Origin of the sequence: Micromonospora sp. NPDC047644, assembly GCF_040704315.1 — a bacterium.
Classification (GTDB): Bacteria; Actinomycetota; Actinomycetes; order Mycobacteriales; family Micromonosporaceae; genus Micromonospora.
The window spans coordinates 308435-332809 of record NZ_JBEYSY010000009.1 but is presented as its reverse complement, the minus strand read 5'-3'; the positions used below and the strand labels follow the sequence as shown (position 1 = coordinate 332809).

The following is a 24375-nucleotide window of genomic DNA, read 5'->3' as shown; positions in this document are numbered from 1 at the left end:
TGGTACTGCACTCGTGAGGGTGTGGGAGAGTAGGACGCCGCCGGACAATCTTCCAGTCGAGGGCCGCCCCATCCGGGTCGGCCCTCGACTGCGTAGCGCCATTGGTGGCGCAATCAGGAAGGATGTACCTGTGAGTTCAGGACCGCAGGGCGGAGATCGTCCCCGTCGTTACGAAGACCGTACTGACGGTGCGGGCGGACGCGACCGCGGCCCACGCCGCGACGACCAGGGCCGGCCCCCGTACCGGGGAGACCGCGACAGCGGAGGCGCCCGCGGCGGATACGCCGGCGGCCGCGACTCCGGCTCCCGTGGTGGTGACCGGGACAGCTCGCGCTCCAGCGCCCCCCGTGAGGGCGGTTACCGCGGCGGCGACCGCCGCGACGGTGGCTTCCGGGGCGGTGACCGCGACGGTGGTTTCCGTGGTGGTGACCGGGACGGTTCGCGTTCGGGCGACCGCCGCGAGGGTGGTTTCCGTGGCGGTGACCGCGACGGTGGTTTCCGCGGCGGTGACCGCGACGGTTCGCGTTCGGGCGCTCCCCGCGAGGGTGGCTTCCGTGGCGGTGACCGCCGTGAGGGCGGTTACCAGGGTGGTGACCGCACCCGCTCCGGTCCGCCGCGCGAGGGTGGTTTCCGTGGCGGTGACCGGGACGGTTCGCGTTCGGGCGCTCCGCGTGAGGGTGGCTTCCGCGGTGGTGACCGCGACGGTGGTTTCCGTGGTGGCGACCGCCGTGAGGGTGGTTTCCGCGGCGGTGACCGCGACGGTTCGCGGTCCAGCGCCCCGCGCGAAGGTGGTTTCCGCGGTGGTGACCGCCGTGAGGGTGGCTTCCGCGGTGGTGACCGCGAGGGCTCGCGGTCCAGTGCTCCGCGTGAGGGTGGTTTCCGGGGCGGTGACCGCGACGGTGGTTTCCGTGGTGGTGACCGCGACGGCGGTTTCCGTGGTGGTGACCGTCGTGAGGGTGGTTTCCGTGGCGGTGACCGCGATGGTTCGCGTTCGGGCGCTCCGCGTGAGGGTGGCTTCCGCGGTGGTGACCGCCGCGAGGGCGGCTTCCGCAGTGGTGACCGCGACGGCGGCTACCGCGGTGGTGACCGCCGTGAGGGTGGTTTCCGTGGTGGTGACCGCCGCGAGGGTGGTTTCCAGGGTGGTGACCGCACCCGTTCCGGTCCGCCGCGTGAGGGTGGCTTCCGGAGTGGTGACCGCGAGGGTGGCTTCCGCGGTGGTGACCGCGACGGTGGCTTCCGCGGTGGTGACCGCCGTGAGGGTGGTTTCCGTGGTGGTGACCGCCGCGAGGGTGGTTTCCAGGGTGGTGACCGCACCCGTTCCGGCCCGCCGCATGAGGGTGGCTTCCGCGGTGGTGACCGCGAGGGTGGCTTCCGCGGTGGTGACCGCGACGGTGGCTACCGCGGTGGCGACCGCCGTGAGGGTGGTTTCCGTGGCGGTGACCGCGATGGTTCGCGTTCGGGCGCTCCGCGCGAAGGTGGTTTCCGCGGTGGTGACCGTGACGGCGGCTTCCGCGGTGGTGACCGTCGCGAGGGTGGTTTCCAGGGTGGTGACCGCACCCGTTCCGGCCCGCCGCGTGAGGGTGGCTTCCGCAGCGGCGACCGCGACGGAGGCTTCCGCGGTGGCGACCGCCGTGAGGGTGGTTTCCGTGGTGGTGACCGCCGTGAGGGTGGTTTCCAGGGTGGTGACCGCACCCGTTCCGGCCCGCCGCGTGAGGGTGGCTTCCGCGGCGGCGACCGCGAGGGCGGCTACCGGGGCGGAGAGCGTACCGGGGGTTTCCGGTCCGACGAGCGGCCGCGTCGCGAGGGGGAGTTCCGTCGCGATGACCGCGCGACTGGCTCCGAGTCGGCCGAGGGCGGGCGTAGCTCGGCCCCGGCGCTGCCGGACGACATTCTCGCGACCGACCTCGACAAGGACGTCCGCGCTGAGCTGCTCTCGCTGAACAAGCCGGTCGCCGAGACGGTGGCCCGGCACCTGGTCGCCACTGGGCAGCTGATCGACGAGAACCCGGCCGAGGCGTTGGCGCACGCGCTGGCCGCCCGGCGGCTCGCGTCGCGCATCTCCGCTGTCCGTGAGGCGGTCGGTCTGGCCGCGTACCGGGCGGGAGAGTGGCAGTCGGCGATCGCCGAGCTGCGCACGTACCACCGGATGAGCGGACTGCAGAGCCACCTGGCCGTGCTCGCGGACTGCGAGCGGGCTCTCGGCCGGCCGGAGCGGGCCATTGACCTGTTCCGTGGCGCGGACCGGGAGAAGCTGGACCAGGCCGTGGCGATCGAACTGCTGATCGTCGCCGCGGGCGCGCGTGGAGACCTCGGGCAGAAGGACGCCGCGGTCGCGATGCTCCAGGTTCCGGACCTCACCAACGAGGCCACCGTGCCGTGGACGGCCCGACTGCGGTACGCGTACGCCGACGCGCTGCTCGCGGTGGGTCGGCGCGAGGAGGCCCGCGAGTGGTTCTCCCGCGCTGCCGACGTGGACACCGAGGGCGAGACCGACGCCGCCGAGCGGCTGCTCGAACTCGACGGCGTGGTCATCGAGGGTGACGAAGAGGACGAGGCCGCCGAGGAGATCGCCGCAGGTCCGGGTGCTCCCGGCGCGGTGCCGGCCCGCCCCGACGCCGACCTGGCCGGCGACACCGACGAAGACGACGACGACGACGGCGACGACGACGATGAAGATGTCGACGACGACGAGGAGGACGACGCTGTCGGCCGCCCCGCTGACGACGAAGGCTTCGACGACGAGGACGAGGACCGTCACCCCACCGAGAGCGGCAACGCCGACGTGGCCACCACTGGCGACAGCGGCGTGACGGACCGGGACGCGGCGAACGGCGACGCGGCGAACGGCGACGGGACCGTGCCGGCCCGCAACGACGAGTCGGGGTCGACGCAGCGGTGAGCGCGGGCGTGGGGGAGCGGCTGGTCGACGGGTACACCCTGGTCGTCTTCGATCTGGACGGCGTGATCTACCTGATCGACCGGCCGATCCCCGGCGCCGTCGACGCGGTGGCCCGGCTGCACGCCGAGGGACGGGCGGTGGCGTACGCCACCAACAACGCGTCGCGCCGGTCCAGCGAGGTCGCGGACCTGCTGACCGGGATGGGCGTGCCGGCCCGACCGGAGGAGGTCCTCACCTCCGCTGCCGCCTCGGCCGAGTTGCTGCGTGACCGGCTGCCCGCCGGCGCGTCGGTGCTGGTGGTCGGCGCGGAGGCGCTGCGCGCGGAGCTGCGCGCGGTCGGCCTGAACCCGGTCACCCAGGCCGATGAGAAGCCGGCGGCGGTGGTGCAGGGGTACGGCCCGCAGGTCGGTTGGGCCGAGCTGGCCGAAGCGTCGCTGGCGGTACGGGCGGGTGCGATCTGGATCGCCACCAACACCGATCGGACCCTGCCCAGTGGGCGGGGACCCTTGCCGGGCAACGGGTCGCTGGTCGCCGTGCTGCGTACCGCACTGGAGCGGGACCCCGACGTGGTGGTCGGCAAGCCGGAGCCGGCGCTGTTCGAGACCGCTGCCCGGCGCAGTGGCGGTGGGCGGAGCCTGGTGGTGGGTGACCGGCTGGACACCGACATCGAGGGTGCCCGTCGGGCCGGGCTGGACAGCCTGCTCGTGCTCACCGGCGTGCACGGCGTACCGGAGTTGCTGGCCGCCGAGCCGCGGCGACGTCCCACGTACGTCGCGAACGACCTGGCGGGGCTCTTCGACCCGGCTGCCGCCGTGCGGGTTCCGGGCCCGGCGGACGCCGGCGGCTGGTCGGTGACCGACCGGGACGGCACGTTGGAGCTGGCCGGGGCCGGTCGGCCGTTGGACGCCCTCGCGGCGCTGTGCGCGGTGGCCTGGTCGGCGTCGGTGCCGGCGCTGCCGAAGGTCCGCCCGGTGGGCCCGGACGCGGCCCACGCGGTGGAGAGTTTCGGTCTGACCGCGGCGGCGTGAGCCGGGCGGTCGTCAGAGCAGCTTGCGCAGCTTGAGCAGGTCGAACGGATTGGCCTTGATCGACACCCGGCGGGAGGTCACCGCGTTGGTGACGTCCAGGTCGCCCCGGACCAGGGCGAGCAGGTCGTCGCTGGACGTGCTCAGCGCGATCTTGGCTTTGGGGTCGTCGCCGTCGGTCAGCTCGACCAGTCGGCCGCCGGTGATCCGGCCGTGGAACGCGGTGTCCAGGTCGGTGATCCGGCAGGCCAGCGTCCGGTCCAGGTCGATCCGTTCGCGCACGGTCTCGGCGTTGCGATCCAACCGGGCGGCCAGCTCCTGCAACGCCTGCCGGCACTCGTCCACGCTGGCCACATCTCCCCCTCGGTGATCGCCACGCCGTCCTCGGCACCGTACCGCACGGGTCGGTCGGAGGTGCCCGGTAGCGTGACACCTGCACACCCCGCCCCGTGGAAGGACTCAGGCATGCAGGACGCGTGGCGCGCCTACCTCGAGCTGGCCATGGGCCTTACGGAGGCGCCCCGGAAGAAGGCCCAGGACGTGGCACGTCGCCTCGTCGGCTCCGGCGGCGCGACGGCCGCCCAACTCCAGGCCCTCGGCGAGGAACTGGTCACCACCGGCGCCGCCAACCGGGAGGCGCTGACCAAGCTGGTCCGCTTCGAGGTCGACCGGGCCCTCGGCGCGGTCGGTCTGGCCACCGCCGACGAGGTGGCCGAGTTGACCCGGCGGGTGCACGACCTGGAGCGGCAGCTGCGGGAGGCGAGGTCCACCGAGCCGGCCGAAGCGCCGACGGCCGGCCCCGCGCCACAACCTGACCCGACCGTCGCCGCGAAGCCCGGCACGGGTCTCGTGCCGTCCGACGCCCCGGCCGGTGCCCCGGTCTCCGCGCCGGTGGCGAAGAAGGCCGTCGCGAAGAAGGCGGTCGCCAAGAAGGCCATCGCCAAGAAGCCGCCGGCGACGATCAGCCGGACGGCCGACGAGGACGTTCCGACGCCGGCGGTGATGCCCGCCAAGAAGGCGGCGATTCGCAGGCAGCGGCCGGACGACGCCGAATGACCCGGCCCGGACCGCCCGCCGGCGGGTCGTTCCCGGCCCGGCCCGGCCCGCCGGCCGGCGGGGGGTTCCCGGCCCGTCCGGGCCCGCCGGTGGGTGCCCGCCCCGGCCCGCCGCCGGATCTCGGGGACGACGAGGCCCGGCATCCGGCGGTGGACGCCGCCGTGCGGGCCATCGCCAACGCGGCGACGCTCGCTCCCGCCGACCAGATCGCCCAGTACGAGGCGGCCTACGAGACGCTGCGGGAAACCCTCGCCACCATCGACCAGACCTGAGCGGGACGACCAGGCCTGAGCAGACCGGAGAACCACCCATGGCACGTCGTAACCGGCTGGACGCCGAACTCGTCCGCCGCGGTCTCGCCCGCTCCCGTGAGCAGGCCGCCGCGTTGGTGGAGGCCGGCCGGGTCCAACTGCGGGGGGTGGTCGCCCGCAAGGCGGCCGCGATGGTCGACCCCGCCGACCCGCTCCTGGTCACCGGTGCGGACCCGGCCGAGGAGTACGTCTCCCGAGGCGGGCACAAGCTCGCCGGCGCGCTGGCCGCGTTCGCCCCCGGTGGGCTGCACGTGGCCGGGCGGCGTTGCCTGGACGCGGGAGCGTCGACCGGTGGGTTCACCGACGTGCTGCTGCGCGCCGACGCGGCCGAGGTGGTGGCCGTGGACGTGGGCTACGGGCAGCTCGCCTGGCCGCTGCGGACGAACGAGCGGGTCCGCGTCCTGGAGCGCACGAATGTCCGTACCCTCGATGCTGACGCGATCGGCGGCCAGGTCGATCTGACGGTGGCGGACCTGTCGTTCATCTCGTTGCGACTGGTGTTGCCGGCGTTGGCCGGTTGCACCCGCGACGACGGTGACCTGGCGCTGATGGTCAAGCCGCAGTTCGAGGTGGGCAAGGAGCGGGTCGGCGCCGGCGGTGTGGTCCGTGATCCGGCGCTGCGCGCCGAGGCGGTGCTGGACGTGGCGGCGGCGGCGGCGCGGCTCGGCCTCGGGCTGGCCGACGTGGCGGCCAGCCCGCTGCCGGGGCCCAGCGGCAATGTGGAGTTCTTCGTATGGTTGCGCCGGGGCGCAGCGGCGGCCGACCCGGAGCGGGTGCGGGCCGTGGTGGCGGCCGGGCCGGACGGCTCGACGACGACCGGCGAGGTGCCGGACGTGGCGGCGGAGGAGGTCGCAGGGTGAACGCGCGCAGTGAGGGCGCCGCAACGGGCCGGGCGGTGACCCGCGGCCGTGCCGAGGTGTCGGCGCCGGTGCGACGCGGCCCGGTTCGGCGTGGGCGGGCGGCCCGATGAGCCGGACCGCGCTGCTGGTGACGCACACCGGCCGTCGGCGTAGCACGGAGCACGCCCGGTCGGTCGCCGCCGATCTGATCGACGCCGGTTTCGAGGTACGGGTGGTCGCCGACGAGGCCGAGGACCTCGACCTGCCCGGGGTGGTGCCGGTCGGCGGCCCGCAGGCCGCCGAGGGCGCCGAGATCGTCTTCGCGCTCGGTGGGGATGGCACCTTCCTGCGCGCGGCCGAGTTGGCCCGACCCGCGAAGGCGCCGCTGCTCGGCATCAACCTCGGCAAGGTGGGCTTCCTGGCGGAGGCGGAGATCGACGACCTGGACACCGCGGTGCGGGACGTCGTCGGGCGCAACTACACGGTCGACGAGCGGCTGACCCTGGACGTCACGGCCGAGTTCGACGGTGGGCCGACCATCGAGTCCTGGGCGCTCAACGAGATCAGCATCGAGAAGGGCGAGCGGGCCCAGATGCTGGAGTTGCTCGTCGACGTGGACGGCCGGCCGCTGTCGCGCTACGGCTGCGACGGTGTCGTCTGCGCCACCCCCACCGGTTCCACGGCGTACGCGTTCTCCGGTGGCGGTCCGGTGGTCTGGCCGGAGGTGGAGGCGTTGCTGCTGGTGCCGATCAGCGCGCACGCGTTGTTCAGTCGCCCGTTGGTGACGGCCCCGACGTCGACGTTCGTGATCACGGTCGACCCGTTCACGACCCTCGCCGTGCTCTCCTGCGACGGGCGGCGCGTCTACGACCTGCCGCCCGGCGCGCGGGTGACGGTGCGTCGGGGTGCCCTGCCGGTACGCATCGTGCGGTTGCGCCCCCGCCCGTTCACCGACCGGCTGGTGGCGAAGTTCGGTCTGCCCGTGCACGGGTGGCGTGGCAGCCGCCGGTGACGGTGGCGCACACGGTCGGTGGATGTCCGGTGTCCACCTGACGACATGTCGCCGCTGCGGCGGCGGGCGACTAGTGACCTGGTGACACGCTCCGACGCAGACTCCGATCGGCCCTCATCTACGGATGGCGGGCCTGGAGGAGTAGAGGAGCCCATCGCATGCACTGGTCCCCACGCTGGCTCGCCGTCGGCGCGGTCGGCGCGTTGGTGGTCGGCGTCGCCGCACCGGCGTCCGCCGACCCGCCCGCCCGGCCCACCGGCCCGACGTCGGGCACGCCCGCCCAGCACGCACCCGTCCGCATCACTCTGATCACCGGCGACCAGGTCGACCTGGTGCAGGCGGCACCCGGTCGGGTCGCCGCCACCGTCCACCCCGGCCCGGGGCGCGACCGGATCGCCTTCCAGACTGTCGAGGTCGACGGCGGGTTGCGGGTGCTGCCCAGCGACGTCATGCCGTACCTCGCCGCGGGGGTGCTCGACCCCGACCTGTTCGACGTGCAGGAGTTGGCGGCCGACGGGTACGGCGATGCCGCGCAGGGCGCGTTGCCGCTGATCGTCCGCTATCAGGAGCCGGCCGCCGGGCGGGTCCGGCCGCTGGCCGGCGCGACCGACGCGCGTGCGCTGGAGAGCATCAACGGTGCCGCGTTGCGGGTCGGCAAGGGTGACCTGGGTGGCCTGTGGACGTCGCTGCGCGGGGCGCCCGGGCAGCGGGTGACGGCCGGTTCGCCGGCCCGGCTCGGGGCCGGTGTCGCGCGGATCTGGCTGGACGGGAAGGTCCGCCCGACGCTGGAGCACAGTGTGCCGCAGATCGGCGCTCCGATCGCCTGGGCCGCTGGCCGCGACGGTGCCGGTGTGAAGGTGGCGGTGCTCGACACCGGCGTCGACGCCACCCACCCGGACCTGGCGGGTCGGGTCGCCGAGGCGCAGGACTTCTCCGGCAGCGGCAGCGCCCGCGACGGGCACGGCCACGGCACCCACGTGGCCGCCACCATCGCCGGCAGCGGGGCGGCGTCCGCCGGGTTGCGCAAGGGCGTGGCCCCGGGTGCGCGGTTGCTGGTCGGCAAGGTGCTCGACGACGGTGGGTCCGGCTACAGCTCGTCGATCATCGCGGGCATGGAGTGGGCCGCCCACTCCGGCGCGAAGGTGGTCAGCATGAGCCTCGGTGGGGACCCGACCGACGGCACCGACCCGATGAGCCAGGCGGTGAACGACCTGACCGCCGAGACCGGCGCGCTGTTCGTGGTCGCCGCCGGCAACTCGGGTGCCGCGCGGACCGTCGGTGCGCCCGGCGCGGCGGCGGCGGCGCTGACCGTCGGCGCGGTGGACGGTGCCGACGAGCTGGCGGAGTTCTCCAGCCGGGGTCCGCGCCTCGGTGACAACGGCCTGAAGCCCGAGATCACCGCGCCGGGCGTGGGCATCGTCGCCGCCCGGGCCGCCGGCACCGCCATGGGTACGCCGGTGGACGACGCGTACACGACCGCGTCCGGCACCTCGATGGCCACTCCGCACGTGGCCGGGGCGGCGGCGATCCTCGCCCAGGAACACCCCGACTGGTCGGCTGCGACGCTCAAGGACGCGCTGGTCAGCACCACGAAGGCGAACCCGGCGTTGACGGTCTTCGAGCAGGGCGCCGGTCGGGTCGACGTGGCCCGCGCGCTCGGCCAGCGGGTGTACTCCTCCGGCACCGCGGACTTCGGCCGGCTGAGCACCGGTGGCGTGGCGGTGGAGCGGGCGGTGACGTACACCAACGGTGGCACGGCCCCGCAGACCCTGCGGTTGGCGCTGGAGCTGCGCAACCTGGACTCCCGTGCGGCCGAGACCGACGGGGTCACGGTCGGTGGCGTCGAGGTGACGGTGCCGGCCGGCGGCAGCGTCGCCGTGCCGCTGCGGGCGGACCCGGCGAAGCTGGACCGGGGTGTGCACAGCGGGTGGCTGGTGGCGACCGGCGCGGACGGTGTCGCGGTGCGCACCGCTGTGGCGCTCACCCTCAGCGGACCGCTGCACACCGTGACCGTGCGGGCGCTGGACATGCAGGGTCAGCCGGGTCTCGCGTCGGTGCTCACCCTCTTCGGTGAGCAGCCCGAATCCGACTGGCTCGGGTGGGTCGGCGGCGAGGTGCGACTGCAGGTCGAGGAGGGCCCCTACCTGGTTCAGGCGTTGATCGAGCACGGTGCTCCGCTGGACGAGCAGATGACCCTGGTCACCGACCCGGAGCTGCTCGTCGATCGGGACGTCACGGTGGTGCTCGACCCGCGCAAGGGCACCCCGGTGCGGATCGAGACGCCGAAGCCCTCCGAGCAGCGCTCGACGATCAGTTTCTACGAGCACCGGGTCTTCGGCAACGGCCGGCAGGTCGACCACGGTGTGATGACGTTCAGCACCATCCAGCAGGTCAACGTCACCCCGACCCGTGCGGTGCGCGAGGGCGAGTTCGAGTTCGCGTCGCGGTGGCAGTTGGTCGCGCCGATGGTGGACGCGACGATCAGCGGGGTGTCCGGTCCGTTGGACATCAACCTGATGGGCTACTCGCCGGCGACGGCCGAGCGGCGCAAGCTGCCGCTGGTCTGGGCGGGCACCGGCACTCCCGCCGAGTTGACCCGGGTACGCGGCGCGGCGGCGCTGCTCACCAGCTCTCCGGACGCCTCGGAGGAGGAGCAAATCGCGGCGGCGGCTGCCGCCGGCGCGAAGGTGGCGCTGATCGTCCGACCGGCCGACCAGAGCGCGTGGACGTCGTGGACCCCGTTGGGTGACCGGCTGCCGATCCCGTCGATGGCGGTGGCGTACGACGACGGGCAGAAGGTCATCGCGGCGGTCCGGAAGCGTCACACGACGCTGGACCTGACGTTGACGGTGGAGAGTCCGTACCTGTACGACGTGTGGCAGGTCTCGAAGAACCGGGTCCCGGAGCGGATTCTGCACACGGTCACCGACCGCAACACCGCCGAGGTGACCAGCCACTTCGGCAACGTCGGCGGGGACTGGGCCAGCGAGCAGCGGTTCGGGTGGCGTCCGTGGCAGGACACCTCCTGGAACGACAACCAGCGGCTGGTCCGTACCGGCACCACCCGACGGGAGTTCGTCAGCTCCGGCGACAACTGGTGGCAGCAACGGGTGCTGCACAAGCTCATGTTCATGCAGGGCGGGCAGCTGACCGGTGGTCTGACCCAGCAGCCGCGGCGTTACGCCGCCGACGACCGGGTGACCGAGACCTGGCACGCGCCGGTGCTCCGTCCGGCCGTGCCGGCCAGCGGTGCGCCGGTGCCCACCCGCACCGGTGACAACCTGGACGTGCGGGTGCCCGAGTTCGTCGACGCCGAGGGGCACTACAGCGTGGCCGGCGAGAGTGAGGAGTCGGACACCGTCACGGCGCGGGTCAGCCGCAACGGGCAGCAGATCGCGGACCTCTCCGAGGGGTGGGCGTCGGTGCCCACGACCGCCGGGGCCGCCCGGTACCGCCTGGAGGTGAGCACCCGGCGGTCCTCGGTCGAGTGGCGTTACGGCACGCGGACCGACACGGCCTGGGAGTTCACCTCGGCCCGGCCGGCGGGTGATGCCGCCACGCCGTTGTCGCTGCTCCAGGTGGACTACCGGGTGCCGGCGGACCTGCGCGGCACGGTCCGCGGCAACCGGCCGCACCAGCTCGGGCTGACCCTGCGGCAGCCGGCCGGGGCGCCGGCGCCGACCGGTGCCAGCGTCCGGGTGCAGGTCTCCTTCGACGGGGGCGTCACCTGGCGCAACGCGCCGACCACGGGGTCGGGCACCCGGTACACCGCTACCGTGCCGGCGGGGCGCGGAACGGTGTCGCTGCGGGTGCGTGCCGCCGACCGGGCCGGGAACACCGTCGACCAGACGGTGCTGCAGGCGTACGGGCTGCGGTGACCGGGCGGGGCGGGGCGGCCCGGCCGTCCCGCCCCCGCTGGTCGGGGTCCGCCGTCGGTCGACGGCGGGCCCTCAACGCGTCAGAGCCAGCCCCGTCGCGCGACCTGGAATGCCAGCCCCGGTCGGGTGTCCACGCCGGCGGCGGCCATCAGGTCGGCGATGCGCCGTTGCACGGTCCGCCGGCTCACCCCGAGCTGGGAGGCGATGGACTTGTCCGGTACGCCCGCCACGAACAGCGACAGCAGCCGAGCCTCGTCCGCGTCGGGTTGGTAACCGTCGCCCGGCTGGTCCGCGGGCTCCGGTCGACGCGGCTCGGGGGCCGCGACGGCGAGGGGATCGTCGAGGCGCAGCCGGGTGGCGACCCGCCAGTGGCTCTCGAAGAGGGCGAGCAGCGCGTCGAGCAGCTGACTGCGGCCGATCACGGCGGCGCTCGGTTCGCCGCCGTCGCGGTCGGGCACCAACGGGCAGATGGCGGTGCGGGCGTCCACGATGGCCAGTCGGACCGGCAGCCGGTCCAGGACGCGGGCCTGTTCCCCGGCGGCGACCCCCTTGGCCAGGTCGGCCAACGCGCCCGGTTCCAGCAGCAGGTCACGTTCGTAGATGGCCCGGTAGCTCACCCCACGGGCCAGCGCGTCGAACTCCTCGACGTTTTCCGGGCCGGCCATGGCGAGGGGATTGGCGCGGCAGAACCAGAGCACCTCGGTACGCGCGGAGTTCTGCAGGTCGCGCAGACGGTCCCGAAGGACCCGGGCGCCGGTGATCACCTCGACCAGGTGGTCGACGTGGTGGCGGCGCAGCCCGGAGCGGTACTCCTCGGCCAGTTGGGTGACCAGTCGCCGGGCCGACTCCAGGTCCTCCTGGCGCCGCAGCAGCGTCGCGCCGAGGGCGACGTCCGGGGCGGTGGGTCGCAGCGGGGCGTCCGGGTCGGTGTCGCTGCGCTGCACGAGGCCCTTGGCGCGCAGCGCCTCGACCTGGGCGGCGACCTGTTCCCGGGGTCGGTGCAGGCGACGGGCCAACTCGTCGATGCGGGCCGTGGTGAGCTGGAGCAGGCAGCGGTAGAGCTCCTCCTCAGCCGAGGTCAGGCCGATCACGTCCAACACGGGGCAGAACTGTACGTCGGCCGGGTGAGGGACCGACCCGGGCCCGTCGGCTGGTCAAGTGTCGGGCCTCGCGTCTACTGTCGGTGGCTGTGCTGGAAGAGCTGCGCATCACCGGGCTGGGCGTCATCGAGGACACCACGCTGCCGTTGACCGGCGGCATGAACGTCATCACCGGCGAGACCGGTGCGGGTAAGACGATGGTGGTCACCGGCCTCGGCCTGCTGTTCGGCGGCCGGGCCGACGCCGGCCGGGTCCGCGCCCAACCCGGGCGTGCGGTGGTGGAGGGGCGGCTGCGGCTGCACGGGCGGGTCGGCGACGCCGTGCACGCGCGGATCGTCGAGGCCGGCGGGGAGCCGGACGAGGACGGCTCGGTGCTGTTGAGCCGCACGGTGACGGTGGAGGGGCGCTCGCGGGCCCACGTCGGTGGCCGGAGCATGCCGGTGTCGATGCTCGGTGAGGTCGGCGAGCAGGCGGTGGCCGTGCACGGCCAGTCCGACCAGTTGCGGTTGCTGCGCCCGGCGGAGCAGCGGGCCGCACTCGACCGGTTCGCCGGCCCGGCGCACGAGAAGCTGCTCGACGCGCTGCGCGAGGCGTACACGGGGTGGCGTCGGGTCGTCGACGACCTGGCCGACCGTCGGCGCAACGCCCGCGAGCGCAACCAGGAGGCCGACCTGCTGCGGTTGGGCCTCGACGAGATCACCCGGGTCGATCCGCAGCCCGGTGAGGACGACGAGCTGAAGACCGAGGCGCAGCGGCTGGAGCACGCCGAGGGCCTGCGGACGGCCGCGCAGATCGCCCAGCAGTGTGTGGCCGGTGGCGTGGAGGCCGCCGAGGAGGCCCCGGACGCGGCGGCGTTGCTCGGCACCGCCCGGCGGACCCTGGAGGCGCAGTCCGGCACCGATCCGGCGCTCGGTGAGCTGGCGGCCCGCTTGGAGGAGGCGGCCACCCTGGTCACCGACGTGTCCGCGGAGCTGTCGGCGTACCTGGCGACGTTGGACGCGGACCCGGCCCGGTTGCAGCACGTCTACGAGCGGCGGGCGGCGCTGCGCGCGTTGACCCGCAAGTACGCCGACGACGTCGACGGGGTGATCGCCTGGGCTGATCGGGCGCGCGGCCGACTGTCCGATCTGGACATGTCCGACGATGTGCTCGACGAGTTGGAGCGGGAGGGGCAGCGGCTCGCCGTGGAGGTGGCCGACCTGGCCGGGCGGGTGTCGACCTCCCGGCAGGAGGCGGCGGTCCGCTTCGCCGACCAGGTCACTGTCGAGTTGGCCGGGTTGGCCATGCCGCACGCGCGGATCGAGGTGGCGGTGCTGCCCCGTCCGGCCGGGCGTGCCGAGCCGACGCTCGCGGTCAACGGTGTCGAGGTGGGTGTCGCGCCGGACGGCGGTGACGAGGTCGAGCTGCGGTTGCTGGCGCACCCCGGTGCGCCGTCGTTGCCGTTGCAGCGCGGTGCGTCCGGTGGTGAGTTGTCCCGGGTGATGCTGGCCATCGAGGTGGTGTTCGCCGGCTCCGGTGGTCCGCCCACGTTGGTTTTCGACGAGGTCGACGCGGGCGTCGGTGGGCAGGCGGCGGTGGAGATCGGCCGTCGGTTGGCGCGGTTGGCCCGCAGTCACCAGGTGCTGGTGGTCACGCACCTGCCGCAGGTGGCCGCGTTCGCCGACCGGCACCTGGTGGTGGCGAAGGACACCGGCGGTGCGGTGACGACCAGCGGGGTGCGTGTGGTGGAGGACACCGAGCGGGCGCGGGAGTTGGCGCGCATGCTGGCGGGTTTGCCCGATTCGGATCTGGGTATCGCTCATGCCGAGGAGCTTCTGGCAGTGGCCGCCAAGGAAAGGCGGTTGTGACGCCGCGTATTGTGAGCGCAAGCACACCGGCTTGTGCCGGTGTGTGCTTCCCTGGGTAGGCGGCCCTGCTCAGGCATGTCGCGACAGAAAAGCCTGCCTCACATGCCAGGATGGTCACGATGCGTCTACCCACGTTGCGCCGGAACCGGAACGCCGAACCCGGCAGAGTCCTCGGCACCGCGCGCCTCGATCGCCGGACGAAACGCCTGGTCGGTCGGCTGCGCCCCGGTGACATCGCGGTCATCGACCATGTCGACCTGGACCGGGTGGCGGCGGACTCGCTCGTCGCCGTCGGGGTCGCGGCGGTGCTCAACGCCAAGCCGTCGGTCTCCGGCCGTTATCCGAACCTCGGCCCGGAGGTGCTGATCGCCGCCGGCATTCCGCTCCTGGACGACCTGGGGGAGGGTGTTTTCGAGCGTATCCGCGAGGGCGATCAGGTGCGCATCGAGGGCAACACGGTCTTCGCCGGTGAGGAGCCGGTGGCCCACGGCAGCCTTCAGGACGCCGAGTCGGTCGGTAAGGCGATGGCGGACGCCCGGGAGGGTCTGTCGGTGCAGTTGGAGGCGTTCGCCGCCAACACGATGGACTACCTGCGTCAGGAACGCGACCTGCTGCTCGACGGTGTCGGGGTGCCGGACATCGAGACCCAGATGCAGGGTCGGCACTGTCTGATCGTGGTGCGCGGCTACGACTACAAGGCCGACCTGGACGTGCTGCGCCCGTACATCCGGGAGTTCAAGCCGGTGCTGATCGGCGTCGACGGTGGCGCGGACGCGCTGGTCGAGGCCGGCTACACCCCCGACATGATCATCGGGGACATGGATTCGGTCACCGACGACGTGCTGCGCTGCGGCGCCGAGGTGATCGTGCACGCCTACCCGGACGGGCGCGCGCCGGGCCTGCCCCGGGTCAACGGTCTCGGTGTGCCGGCCATCACTTTTCCGGCCGCGGCGACCAGCGAGGACCTGGCGATGCTGCTGGCCGACGAGAAGGGCGCGTCGCTGCTGGTGGCGGTCGGCACCCACGCCACCCTCGTCGAGTTCCTCGACAAGGGTCGCGGCGGGATGGCCTCGACGTTCCTGACCCGGCTGAAGGTGGGCGGCAAGCTGGTCGACGCCAAGGGCGTGAGCCGGCTCTACCGGCAGAGCATCTCCGGCTCGTCGCTGCTGCTGCTGGTGCTGTCGGCGATCGCGGCGATGGCGTCCGCGGTGGCCGTGTCGACAGTCGGGAAGGCGTACCTGGGCGTGGTCGCCGAGTGGTGGGACAATTTCGTGTTCCAGCTGTACCGGCTCTTCTAGTTCCCGACCGATCAAGAGGCTGCAAGCGTGATCAACTTCCGCTACCACGTGGTGTCCCTCACCGCGGTCTTCCTGGCTCTGGCGATCGGTCTGGTGGTCGGCACAGCCGCCCTCAACGGCCCGGTCGCCGACTCGCTCGAGGGGCAGGTCACCGGGCTCCGCAAGGACAACCAGCACTGGCGTCAGACGGTCAGCAACATGGAGAAGCAACTCGCGCTGGAAGAGGAGTTCGCCGAGGAATCCGCGCAGCTCCTCCTGCCCGGCACCCTCACCGGGCGTCGCGTCGTGGTGCTCAGCCTGCCCAACGGGCGCGACCACACCGAGGGCGTGCTCAAGAAGCTCCAGCTCGGCGGGGCCACCATCACCGGCCAGGTCGACCTGCAGGACAAGTTCATCAACCCGGACAACAACTCCAACCTGTTGGAGTTGGCCGTCACCGCCGCCCGCCCGACCGCGCAGACCACCGGCCTGCCGGGCAACGGGCACGGCGTGGAGACCTCCAGCGCGTTGCTCGCCAGCGTCCTGCTGGACCGGCCGCAGGGCGTCACACCGGTCAGCGACGCCGACCGGCGGGCCGTGCTCGCCGCCTACAACAACGCCGGTTACCTGACCACCGACAGCAACAAGGTCACCGCCTCGGCGGAGGCCGTCGTCGTGATCAGCGGCCAGCCGTACGTCGACAAGGACTCCGACAAGCGGGACGAGTCGGTGGTCAACGTCGCGGAGCAGTTCGACCGCACCGGGTCGATCGTGGTGGCCGGCAACGGTTCCGTCGGCGGCAACCTGGTCGGCGTGGTGCGCGGCGACCCGGTGCTCGCCCAGACCATCTCCACGGTCGACAACGCCAACACCGTGCAGGGCCAGGTGGTCACCAGCCTCGCCCTGGTGCAGCAACTCGTCGAGAAGAAAGCCGGGCAGTACGGCGTCGGCGACAATGCCGCGTCCGGCCTGTTGCCTAAACTGCCCCAGTGAGCGAACGACGTACCCCCGTGTCCGGATCCGACCAGGTGACGCGTGACCGCGCCGGTGAGGTGGCGGTGTGAGCGCCCTGGGTCGGCTGTTGATCGCCGGCGCGGGTGCCGCGGCGGCGCGCTACGCGCTGCGTGAGGCGCGCACCTCGCCGGCCGGGCCCGCGTTGGACCGCACCAACTTCCGGGGCCGCACGGTGAGCCTGGCCGCCGGGCCGGCGCTCGCCGCCGGCGCTGCGGCCGCCGGCGCGTTCGGTGCCACCGGCGGCGCGGCCGGTGGGGCCGCCCTGGTCGCCGGTCTCGGCGCGGGCGGTGTCGGCCTGTACGACGACGTGGTCGGCGCGCGGCCGGAGCAGAAGGCGGCCAAGGGTTTCGCCGGGCACCTCGCCGCGCTGCGCGAGGGGCGGGTCACCGCCGGTCTGGTCAAGGTCGTCGGGGTGGGCGCGGCCGGGCTGGGTGCCGCCGCGCTGCTGGCCGCCGACTCCCGGGTGGCCGCGCATCCGCGCCGGCAGCGCCACGGTGCGGTCGGCCGGGGCGTCGACGTGCTGCTCGGCGCGGGTGTGATCGCCGGCACAGCCAACCTGCTCAACCTGCTCGACCTGCGGCCGGGCCGGGCGATCAAGTCCGGTCTGTTGCTGGCCGCGCCGCTGACCGGCGGCCCGCAGGGCGGTATCGCGGCGGGTGCGGCCGGTGCCGCCGCCGGTCTGCTCCGTGACGACCTGGCCGAGGACGTGATGCTGGGCGACAGTGGCGCGAACGCGCTCGGGGCGGTGCTCGGCGTCGCGCTCGCCGCCCGGACCGGCCCGCTCGGCCGGGCCGGTCTGCTCGCCGTCCTGGCCGGGTTGACCGCGGCCAGCGAGAAGGTCAGCTTCACCGCGGTGATCCAGCGGACCCCGGGGCTGCGTGAGCTCGACGCACTGGGCCGACGCGCCGACTGACGTGAGCAGACCGGCACCCCTCGCCGGCGCCGGCCGGCTGGCCGGGGCAGCCGCGCTCATCGCCGTCCTCACCGTGGCCAGCCGTCTCGCCGGCTTCGGTCGTACCGCCGTGTTCACCTGGAGCCTGGCGCCCACCGACCTCGGTGGCACCTACGTGGTGGCCAACGCGGTGCCGAACTTCATCTTCGAGATCGTCGCCGGGGGAGCGTTGGCCAGCCTCGTCGTGCCGCTGCTGGCCGGTGCGGTCGCGGCGGGCGACCGGACGGCCGTGGCCCGGACGACCGGCGCGTTGCTGACCTGGACGTTGGCCCTGCTGGTCCCGCTCGCGCTGCTGGTGGTGCTGCTGGCGGGCCCGGTGGTCGAGTCGTTGGGTCATCACCTGACCACCGCCCAGCAGGACAGCGGTGTGCGGATGCTGCGGGTCTTCGCGCCGCAGCTGCCGCTGTACGGGGTCGGCATCGTGCTCACCGGGGTGCTCCAGGCGCACCGCCGTTTCGCCTGGCCGGTGCTCGCCCCGTTGCTGTCCAGCCTCACCGTCATCCTGGTGTACCTGGGCTTCACCCTCACGCAGGGCCGGTACGCCACGGTCGGTGGGGTGAGCGCCGGCGGTGAGCTGCTGCTGTCCGGCGGTACCACCCTCGGCGTGGTGGTGCTGTCGTTGTCGTTGCTGATCCCGGTCCGCCGGTTGCGTCTCGGGCTGCGGTTCGGCTTCGGGTTTCCGGCCGACGCGCGGGCGAGGGTCGGTGGGTTGGCGGTGGCCGGCGCGGTCACCGTCACCGCCCAGCAGATCGCGCTGATCGTCAGCCTGAACCAGGTCACCGCGGGGGCGCGGAGCAACCCGGGTGTCTACAACCTGGCGCAGACGGTCTACCTGTTGCCGTGGGCGGTGCTGGCGGTGCCGTTGGCCATCGCCGCCTACCCGACGCTGGCGGCGGCGCGGGCCGCCGGGGACGAGCGCACCTACCGCGCGACCCTGGCGCCGGCCGTGCGTGGTGTGCTCCTGTTCTCCTGCCTCGGCACGGCCGCGTTGGTCGGGACCGCCGGGCCGGTCGGGCACTTCTTCTTCCCGGCGGAGACCGCGTCGACGGCTGCCGCCGCGATCATCGGGTACGCCCCCGGCCTGGTCGGGTACGGCCTCTTCGCGGTGCTCACCCGGGCGCTCTACGCGCGGGGTGAGACCCGGGCGGCGACGCTCGCCACGGCGGTCGGTTTCCTGGTGGTGCCGGCCGTGGTGCTGTTGCTCGGCGCGGTGCTGCCGCTGCGGGACCGGGTGCTCGCGGTGACGTCCGCGAACTCGGTGGGGATGCTGGTGCTGGGTGCGCTGCTGCTCGTGGCGGTGCGGCGCAGCGCCGGCCGTGCCGCGCTCGCGGGAGCGGCACGGGCCGCGGCGGGCGGTGGTCTGGCCGGTGTGCTCGCCGGGTTCGCCGGGTTGGGCCTCAGCCGTTGGCTCGAACAGTTGGACGGCGGCACCCCGACGACGGCGGTGGCGTTCGGTCAGGGCATGCTGTCCGGGGTTCTGGTTGGGGTTGTGTTCCTCGCCGTGGTCTGGTTCGTCGACCGGCGGGACGTGCAGCCGCTGCTCGCCGGGGTGCTGCGGCGTCTGGGCCGGCGGGGGCCGTCCGGCGGTGCGCCGACTCCGGGCGCGGGCTCCGCGCAGCGGGGCGACGGGAAGGAGACGGCGACGCGATGACTGAGCCAGCTCTGCCTGCCGGTTGGTCGGGCACCGTCGTGTTGGTGCTCGCGTCCAGCACCGGCGGGGTCGGCCAGCACGTCCGTTCGGTGGCCCGTGGCCTCGTCGCGGGTGGCGCCACCGTGCTGGTCTGCGGGCCTGCCGCGACCGAGGAGCAGTTCGACTTCACCGGTGTCGGTGCCCGGTTCGCGGCGGTGGAGATCCCGGCCAGTCCGACTCCGGCCGACGGGCGGGCGGTGCTCGCGCTGCGTCGGGTGCTCGCCGCGGCGACCGTCGATGTGGTGCACGCGCACGGCCTGCGGGCCGGGTTGGTCGCCGTGCTGGCCCGTCCGGCCGTCCCGTTGATCGTCACCTGGCACAACGCGGTGCTCGCGGGGGGTCTGCGGGGCGGGGTGTCCCGGCTCGTCGAGCGGGTGGTCGCCCGGGGTGTGCGGGTGGCGCTCGGTGCGTCCGAGGACCTGGTGCGGCGGGCCGCCGAGGTGGGTGCCGCCGACGCCCGGCTCGCCCCGGTCGCCGCGCCGACGTTGCCCGCGCCGCGTCGCCGCCCGGCGGCGGTACGCGCCGAGTTCGGCGTCCGCCCGGACCAGCCGTTGATCGTCTCGGTCGGTCGGTTGCACCCGCAGAAGCGCTACGACGTGCTGATCGACGCGGCGGCCCGCTGGCGTACGCGTACCCCGCCGCCGGTCGTGGTGATCGCGGGCAGCGGGCCGGCGTATCTGCCGCTCGCGGCGCGGACCTCCGCCGCCCGTGCCCCGGTGACCCTGCTGGGGCACCGCACCGACGTGGCGGACCTGCTGGCCGGCGCGGACCTGGCGGTGGTGAGCAGCGACTGGGAGGCGCGGCAACTGTTCGCCCAGGAGGCGTTGCGCGCCGGGGTGCCGCTGGTGGCCACCGCTGTCGGCGGGCTCCCGGATCTGGTCGGCGACGCGGCCACGCTCGTTCCCGCCGGTGACGTGGACGCCCTCGACGCGGCGGTACGCGCGTTGCTGGACGACCCGGCGGCGCGGGCGGAGTTGGGCCGGCGCGGCGCCGAACGGGCGGCGACGTGGCCGACCGAGGTGGACACTGTCGCCACGCTGGCCGCCCTCTACGCCGAGGTGGCCGGGAACCCGGGCGGTCCGGCGACCGCCCCGGGCTCCGACGCCCCGAGAACGGGACACCGGTGATGGTGCGCCGAATCGCCCCCGCCCTGTTGACAGTGCTCGTGGTGGCGCTGGGTGTCACCGCGCTCGCCGCCCGCCCGCCGCAGGGCGCCCCGCAACGCACCGCCGATTTCGTGGTGCTCGCCGGGATCGCCGGGCTGCGCTGGGACGACGTGGATCCGCAGCGCACCCCGACGCTGTGGCGGATGGCCCAGGACGGCTCGATCGGGTCACTGTCGGTGCGGTCCGCGCACCGGCCCACCTGCCCGGTGGACGGCTGGCTGACCCTGGGCGCGGGTAGCTTCGCCGCGTGGAACGGCAGCCGGTCGGTCGACGGTTGCCCGTCGGCGGCGGTGACGGTGGAGCAGCCCGACGGCATCGGCGCGAACCTGCCCGACCAGGAGAGCGTGGTCCAGTACAACCAGCAGCGGTTGCCGTGGGGTGCCCTGCCCGGCTCGTTGTCGGAGTCGGTGCGGTGTTCCGTGGCCGTGGGTCCGGGCGCGGCCGTGGCCGCGGCCCGACCGTTCGGCCGCGTCGACCGGTACGCCTCGGGGTTGCCGGCCGACCCGCGGCCGCTGCTCGGCTCGTGTGTGCTGAGCATCGTCGACCTCGGCACGGTGAAGGGGGCCGACCCGGCGACCCGCGCCGAGGAGGCCCGCGCGGCGGACGCCGAGCTGGCCCGGGTGCTGGCGGCGCGACCCCCGCGGTCGTTGGTGCTGGTGGCGGGGATCTCCGACACGGCCCAGCCGGCGCGGCTGCACGTGGCGGTCGCCGACGGGCCGGGCTGGGAGCGGGGGTGGCTCACCTCGGCCAGCACCGGCCGGGACGGGTACCTGCAACTTGTCGACCTCGCGCCGACGGCTCTTGCCGCGTTGGGCCGGCCCATGCCGGAGCGGCTGTTCCTCGGTCGTCCGGCGCTGAGCACCGGCGGGCGTCCCGCCGATCTGACCGAGGCGATCAACGCGCCGGCGAACGCGGACCGGGAGGCGGCCGCGCAGCGTTCCGTCTCCGGGGCGTTCTTCGCGTTGCTGGCCGGGGTGCAGGTGCTGCTGGCCATCGCGATCCTGCCGCTGCTGCGCCGGGCCCGCCCGCACGCCGGTCCGGCCGGTCCGACGCCGGTCTCCGGGCGGATCGTGGCGGTGATGGAGCTGCTGCTGGTCGCCGTGGCGTTGACGGTGCCGGCGGCGCTGCTGGCCGACGCGGTGCCGTGGTGGCGCGGTGAGCACCCGGGGTGGATCTTCGCCGGGGTGACCGCGTTGCTGGTGGCCGCCGGCACCGCGGCGGTGCGGTTCGCCCCCGGGTACGCGAAAACCCTCGGGCCGCTGGGAGCGGTGGCCGGCCTCACCACGCTCGTGGTCGGGTTGGACGTGCTGACCGGGGCCCGCCTGCAGCTCAACGGTGTGGTCGGCTATTCCGCGTTGCAGGGCGGCCGGTACGCCGGGCTGAGCATCGTGGGGCTGGGGGTGTTCCTCGCCGGTGCGCTGGTCACCGGCGGCTGGTTCGCCCAGCGGGTGCACCGGAGCTGGCGGCCGGCGGTGATGGTGGCGGTGGGTGGCCTCGCCGTGGTGGTGGTCGGCAGCCCGTATCTGGGCGCCGACCCGGTCGGCGCGATCGCGCTCACCGCCGGGGTGAGCGTCGCCGCCGTGATCAGCGCCGGTGGCTGGTTGACGATCAGCCGGCTGGCCTGGGCCACCATGGCCGCGCTGGCGGTCGGTATCGGGTTCGCGGTGGTGGACCTGCGGCGTCCGGCCGCGGAGCGGGGCAGCCTGGGCCGGTTCCTGTCCGCGCTCGGTGACGGCACCGGCGGGTTCGCCGTGCACCGCTCCAGCACCGAGAATTTCGAGACGTTGGTCAACAGCCCGCTGACGGTGCTGGCGCTGACCGCCGGGTTGCTGGTGTGGTTCGCCCTGTTGCAGCCGTGGGGTGGGCTGATGCGGCTGTTCGGTATCTACCCGGCGGTCCGGGCGGCGCTGGCCGGCACCGTGGTCGCGGCGGTGCTCGGTGGTGTGCTCGACGGTGCGGCCCTGGACGTGATGGGTGCTGCCGCCGCCCTGGTGGTGCCGATGGCGGCCCTGGCGTCGCTGCGGGTGCTCGGGCACGCCGCGGACCGGACCCGCCCGGTGGCGGCCCGCTCCCGGGCAAACGGCGCCGACGACGACTCGGGGTCCGGCGGGGTCGGCCCGACCGGTGGCGGTGACGGTCCGACCGGCGGCGGCGGGGGGCCGGTGGGTGCGGTGCATCCCGGTCCGGTCGCCGGCCCGGCGCCGGGCGCACCGGCGAGCGTCGCCCAACCGGTGTCGGACCCTGCGGGCGAGCGCCGGGGGGACGCCGACGAGCCGGCCGAGCCGACGGTGGGCGGGTCGACGCCGGATGCGGCGGCGGCGCCCGTGCCGCCCCGGCAGGTCTCCCGGTCATCGACGGAGGTTGCCGCGTCCTGAGCGGCGGGCCTCGTCCGGATGGCCCGGAGGTGTCGTGGCCGGGGTGCGGCCTGCGGGTACCCGCCCGGGAGGTGTTACCGTCGAATCCCGTGGATCGCGTGATCACTTTGCTGATCAAGCACGGCGGTCTGCATGACCGCGACAGACGACACGGGAGCAGGCCTTGGCCCCATCAGCACGGACGACCAGGCACATTTTCGTCACCGGGGGCGTCGCCTCCTCGCTGGGTAAGGGCCTCACCGCCTCCAGCCTCGGCAACCTGCTGACCGCGCGCGGGTTGCGCGTGGTGATGCAGAAGCTCGACCCCTACCTGAACGTCGACCCGGGGACGATGAACCCGTTCCAGCACGGTGAGGTGTTCGTCACCGAGGACGGCGCCGAGACCGACCTCGACGTCGGGCACTACGAGCGGTTCCTCGACCGGGCGTTGTCGGGTAAGGCGAACGTCACCACCGGTCAGATCTACTCCGACGTGATCGCCAAGGAGCGGCGCGGCGAGTACCTGGGCGACACCGTCCAGGTCATCCCGCACATCACCAACGAGATCAAGTCGCGGATCCTGGCGATGGCCGACCCGGACGAGGACGGCCAACTGCCCGACGTGGTGATCACCGAGGTCGGCGGCACGGTCGGCGACATCGAGTCGCTGCCGTTTCTGGAGGCGATCCGTCAGGTCCGCCATGACCTGGGCCGCGACAACTGCTTCTACCTGCACGTCTCGCTGGTGCCGTACCTCGCGCCGTCGGGTGAGCTGAAGACCAAGCCGACGCAGCACTCGGTGGCGCAGCTGCGCAACATCGGTATCCAGCCGGACGCGATCGTGCTCCGCTGCGACCGGGAGATCCCGGTGAAGCTCAAGGAGAAGCTGTCGCTCTACTGCGACGTGGACGCCGAGGCGGTCGTCGCCGCCCCGGACGCCCCGAGCATCTACGACATTCCGAAGGTGCTGCACCGGGAGGGGCTCGACGCGTACGTGGTGCGCCGGCTCGGCCTGTCCTTCCGGGACGTGGACTGGGCCAGCTGGGACGACCTGCTGGAGCGGGTGCACCGGCCCCGGCACACCGTCACCGTCGCCGTGGTCGGCAAGTACGTCGACCTGCCCGACGCGTACCTGTCGGTGAGTGAGGCGATCCGGGCGGCGGGCTTCGGCCACCGGGCCCGGGTGCAGCTCACGTGGGTGCCCAGCGACGAGTGCGTCACCCCGGCCGGGGCCGCCGCGGCGTTGGCCGGCGTGGACGGCATCCTCATCCCGGGTGGCTTCGGCGTGCGCGGCATCGAGGGCAAGATCGGCACCGCCCGGTACGCCCGGGAGGCCGGCATCCCGCTGCTCGGCCTCTGCCTCGGCCTGCAGTGCATGACGATCGAGGTGGCCCGGCACCTGGCCGACCTGGACGGCGCGAACTCGTTGGAGTTCGACGAGCAGGCGGCCCACCCGGTCATCGCGACGATGGCCGATCAGGAGGACATCGTCGCCGGTCGGGGTGATCTGGGCGGCACGATGCGGCTGGGCGCGTACCCGGCGACGTTGACCGAGGGGTCGCTCGTCGCCGAGGCGTACGGCAGCACCGAGATCAGCGAGCGGCACCGGCACCGCTACGAGGTGAACAACGCCTACCGGGACGCGCTGACCAAGGCGGGTCTGCACTTCTCCGGCACGTCGCCGGACGGCCGGCTGGTCGAGTTCATCGAACTGGACCGGAGCCTGCACCCGTTCTTCGTGGCGACCCAGGCGCACCCCGAGTTGAAGAGCCGCCCGACCCGCCCGCACCCGCTGTTCGCCTCGTTCGTCAAGGCCGCGGTGACGTACTCGCAGGCCGACCAGTTGCCGGTCGACCTGGACGCGACGGCGGAGGCCCCGACGACGCGCAAGGCCGCCCGCAACGGTGCTGCGACGAAGGCGTCGTCGTCCTCGTGAGCGAGCGCAGCGAGCGAAC

The 24375-nt window shown here is 73.8% G+C and carries 18 protein-coding genes; 15 read left to right on the top strand and 3 right to left on the bottom strand.

All coding sequences use genetic code 11. The annotated features are described in order from the left end of the window. Nucleotides 1-136 precede the first annotated feature (136 nt). Nucleotides 137-1972: a hypothetical protein gene (locus AB0877_RS17500; protein ID WP_366609844.1), complete on the bottom strand. Its 1836-nt coding sequence runs from the start codon at nucleotides 1970-1972 to the stop codon at nucleotides 137-139. Here AB0877_RS17500 and AB0877_RS17495 point away from each other — a divergent pair. Beyond that, nucleotides 1961-2899 (top strand): Replicase polyprotein 1ab, encoded by a 939-nt coding sequence (locus tag AB0877_RS17495; RefSeq protein ID WP_366609842.1) that lies wholly within the window; start codon nucleotides 1961-1963, stop codon nucleotides 2897-2899. The genes AB0877_RS17500 and AB0877_RS17495 overlap by 12 nt on opposite strands. Further along, a complete protein-coding gene (locus AB0877_RS17490) occupies nucleotides 2896-3927 on the top strand; it encodes an HAD-IIA family hydrolase (protein WP_366609840.1) in 1032 nt (343 codons plus the stop codon). The genes AB0877_RS17495 and AB0877_RS17490 overlap by 4 nt, the downstream gene beginning before the upstream one ends. Before the next feature lie 12 nt (nucleotides 3928-3939). Here AB0877_RS17490 and AB0877_RS17485 read toward each other — a convergent pair whose 3' ends face one another. Next, on the bottom strand, nucleotides 3940-4278 hold the full coding sequence (locus AB0877_RS17485; protein ID WP_030334914.1) for an SCP2 sterol-binding domain-containing protein: 339 nt from the start codon (nucleotides 4276-4278) through the stop codon (nucleotides 3940-3942). Between the two features lie 111 nt (nucleotides 4279-4389). Here AB0877_RS17485 and AB0877_RS17480 point away from each other — a divergent pair, with 111 nt between their 5' ends. The 5 genes from AB0877_RS17480 (at nucleotide 4390) to AB0877_RS17460 (ending at nucleotide 11020) form a co-directional block, all read left to right on the top strand. Next, entirely contained in the window at nucleotides 4390-4980 is a 591-nt protein-coding gene (locus AB0877_RS17480) for a hypothetical protein (RefSeq protein ID WP_366609838.1), read from the top strand. Further along, complete coding sequence (locus AB0877_RS17475; RefSeq protein ID WP_366609837.1) at nucleotides 4977-5252, top strand: hypothetical protein; 276 nt, start codon at nucleotides 4977-4979, stop codon at nucleotides 5250-5252. Before AB0877_RS17480 ends, AB0877_RS17475 begins: the two co-directional genes overlap by 4 nt. A 38-nt stretch (nucleotides 5253-5290) precedes the next feature. Beyond that, the gene (locus tag AB0877_RS17470; RefSeq protein WP_366609836.1) at nucleotides 5291-6151 is read left to right on the top strand and encodes a TlyA family RNA methyltransferase; all 861 of its coding nucleotides are present in this window, start codon (nucleotides 5291-5293) and stop codon (nucleotides 6149-6151) included. A gap of 106 nt (nucleotides 6152-6257) precedes the next feature. Continuing rightward, the gene (locus AB0877_RS17465) at nucleotides 6258-7142 is read left to right on the top strand and encodes an NAD kinase (protein ID WP_357206865.1); all 885 of its coding nucleotides are present in this window, start codon (nucleotides 6258-6260) and stop codon (nucleotides 7140-7142) included. A 158-nt stretch (nucleotides 7143-7300) separates the two neighbouring features. After that, on the top strand, nucleotides 7301-11020 hold the full coding sequence (locus AB0877_RS17460; RefSeq protein ID WP_366609835.1) for a S8 family serine peptidase: 3720 nt from the start codon (nucleotides 7301-7303) through the stop codon (nucleotides 11018-11020). 80 nt (nucleotides 11021-11100) lie between these two features. Here AB0877_RS17460 and AB0877_RS17455 read toward each other — a convergent pair whose 3' ends face one another. Then, nucleotides 11101-12120: a helix-turn-helix domain-containing protein gene (locus AB0877_RS17455; RefSeq protein WP_366609833.1), complete on the bottom strand. Its 1020-nt coding sequence runs from the start codon at nucleotides 12118-12120 to the stop codon at nucleotides 11101-11103. A gap of 89 nt (nucleotides 12121-12209) precedes the next feature. Here AB0877_RS17455 and recN point away from each other — a divergent pair, with 89 nt between their 5' ends. The 8 genes from recN to AB0877_RS17415 all read left to right on the top strand — a co-directional run bounded on the left by recN (nucleotide 12210) and on the right by AB0877_RS17415 (nucleotide 24356). Beyond that, on the top strand, nucleotides 12210-13967 hold the full coding sequence (gene recN, locus AB0877_RS17450; protein ID WP_366609869.1) for a DNA repair protein RecN: 1758 nt from the start codon (nucleotides 12210-12212) through the stop codon (nucleotides 13965-13967). Between the two features lie 119 nt (nucleotides 13968-14086). Further along, nucleotides 14087-15265 carry a putative cytokinetic ring protein SteA gene (gene steA, locus AB0877_RS17445; RefSeq protein WP_357235155.1) on the top strand — a complete coding sequence of 393 codons (1179 nt, stop codon included), beginning with the start codon at nucleotides 14087-14089 and terminating at the stop codon, nucleotides 15263-15265. Between the two features lie 27 nt (nucleotides 15266-15292). Then, the gene (locus AB0877_RS17440) at nucleotides 15293-16237 is read left to right on the top strand and encodes a copper transporter (RefSeq protein WP_366609831.1); all 945 of its coding nucleotides are present in this window, start codon (nucleotides 15293-15295) and stop codon (nucleotides 16235-16237) included. A 67-nt stretch (nucleotides 16238-16304) separates the two neighbouring features. Next, nucleotides 16305-17171 carry a hypothetical protein gene (locus tag AB0877_RS17435; protein ID WP_366609829.1) on the top strand — a complete coding sequence of 289 codons (867 nt, stop codon included), beginning with the start codon at nucleotides 16305-16307 and terminating at the stop codon, nucleotides 17169-17171. Between the two features lies 1 nt (nucleotide 17172). Next, complete coding sequence (locus AB0877_RS17430) at nucleotides 17173-18861, top strand: lipid II flippase MurJ (protein WP_366609828.1); 1689 nt, start codon at nucleotides 17173-17175, stop codon at nucleotides 18859-18861. Then, nucleotides 18858-20027 carry a glycosyltransferase family 4 protein gene (locus tag AB0877_RS17425; RefSeq protein ID WP_366609827.1) on the top strand — a complete coding sequence of 390 codons (1170 nt, stop codon included), beginning with the start codon at nucleotides 18858-18860 and terminating at the stop codon, nucleotides 20025-20027. The genes AB0877_RS17430 and AB0877_RS17425 overlap by 4 nt, the downstream gene beginning before the upstream one ends. Continuing rightward, entirely contained in the window at nucleotides 20027-22441 is a 2415-nt protein-coding gene (locus tag AB0877_RS17420; RefSeq protein ID WP_366609867.1) for a hypothetical protein, read from the top strand. Before AB0877_RS17425 ends, AB0877_RS17420 begins: the two co-directional genes overlap by 1 nt. Nucleotides 22442-22604: 163 nt before the next feature. Then, nucleotides 22605-24356: a CTP synthase gene (locus AB0877_RS17415; RefSeq protein WP_366609825.1), complete on the top strand. Its 1752-nt coding sequence runs from the start codon at nucleotides 22605-22607 to the stop codon at nucleotides 24354-24356. Nucleotides 24357-24375 lie beyond the last annotated feature (19 nt).

Coding starts and splice junctions, on each gene's coding strand:
- AB0877_RS17465 (WP_357206865.1), top strand. CDS start 6,258: ATGAGCCGGACCGCGCTGCTGGTGACGCACACCGGCCGTCGGCGTAGC.
- AB0877_RS17475 (WP_366609837.1), top strand. CDS start 4,977: ATGACCCGGCCCGGACCGCCCGCCGGCGGGTCGTTCCCGGCCCGGCCC.
- AB0877_RS17425 (WP_366609827.1), top strand. CDS start 18,858: ATGACTGAGCCAGCTCTGCCTGCCGGTTGGTCGGGCACCGTCGTGTTG.
- AB0877_RS17480 (WP_366609838.1), top strand. CDS start 4,390: ATGCAGGACGCGTGGCGCGCCTACCTCGAGCTGGCCATGGGCCTTACG.
- AB0877_RS17460 (WP_366609835.1), top strand. CDS start 7,301: ATGCACTGGTCCCCACGCTGGCTCGCCGTCGGCGCGGTCGGCGCGTTG.
- steA (WP_357235155.1), top strand. CDS start 14,087: ATGCGTCTACCCACGTTGCGCCGGAACCGGAACGCCGAACCCGGCAGA.
- AB0877_RS17470 (WP_366609836.1), top strand. CDS start 5,291: ATGGCACGTCGTAACCGGCTGGACGCCGAACTCGTCCGCCGCGGTCTC.
- AB0877_RS17420 (WP_366609867.1), top strand. CDS start 20,027: ATGGTGCGCCGAATCGCCCCCGCCCTGTTGACAGTGCTCGTGGTGGCG.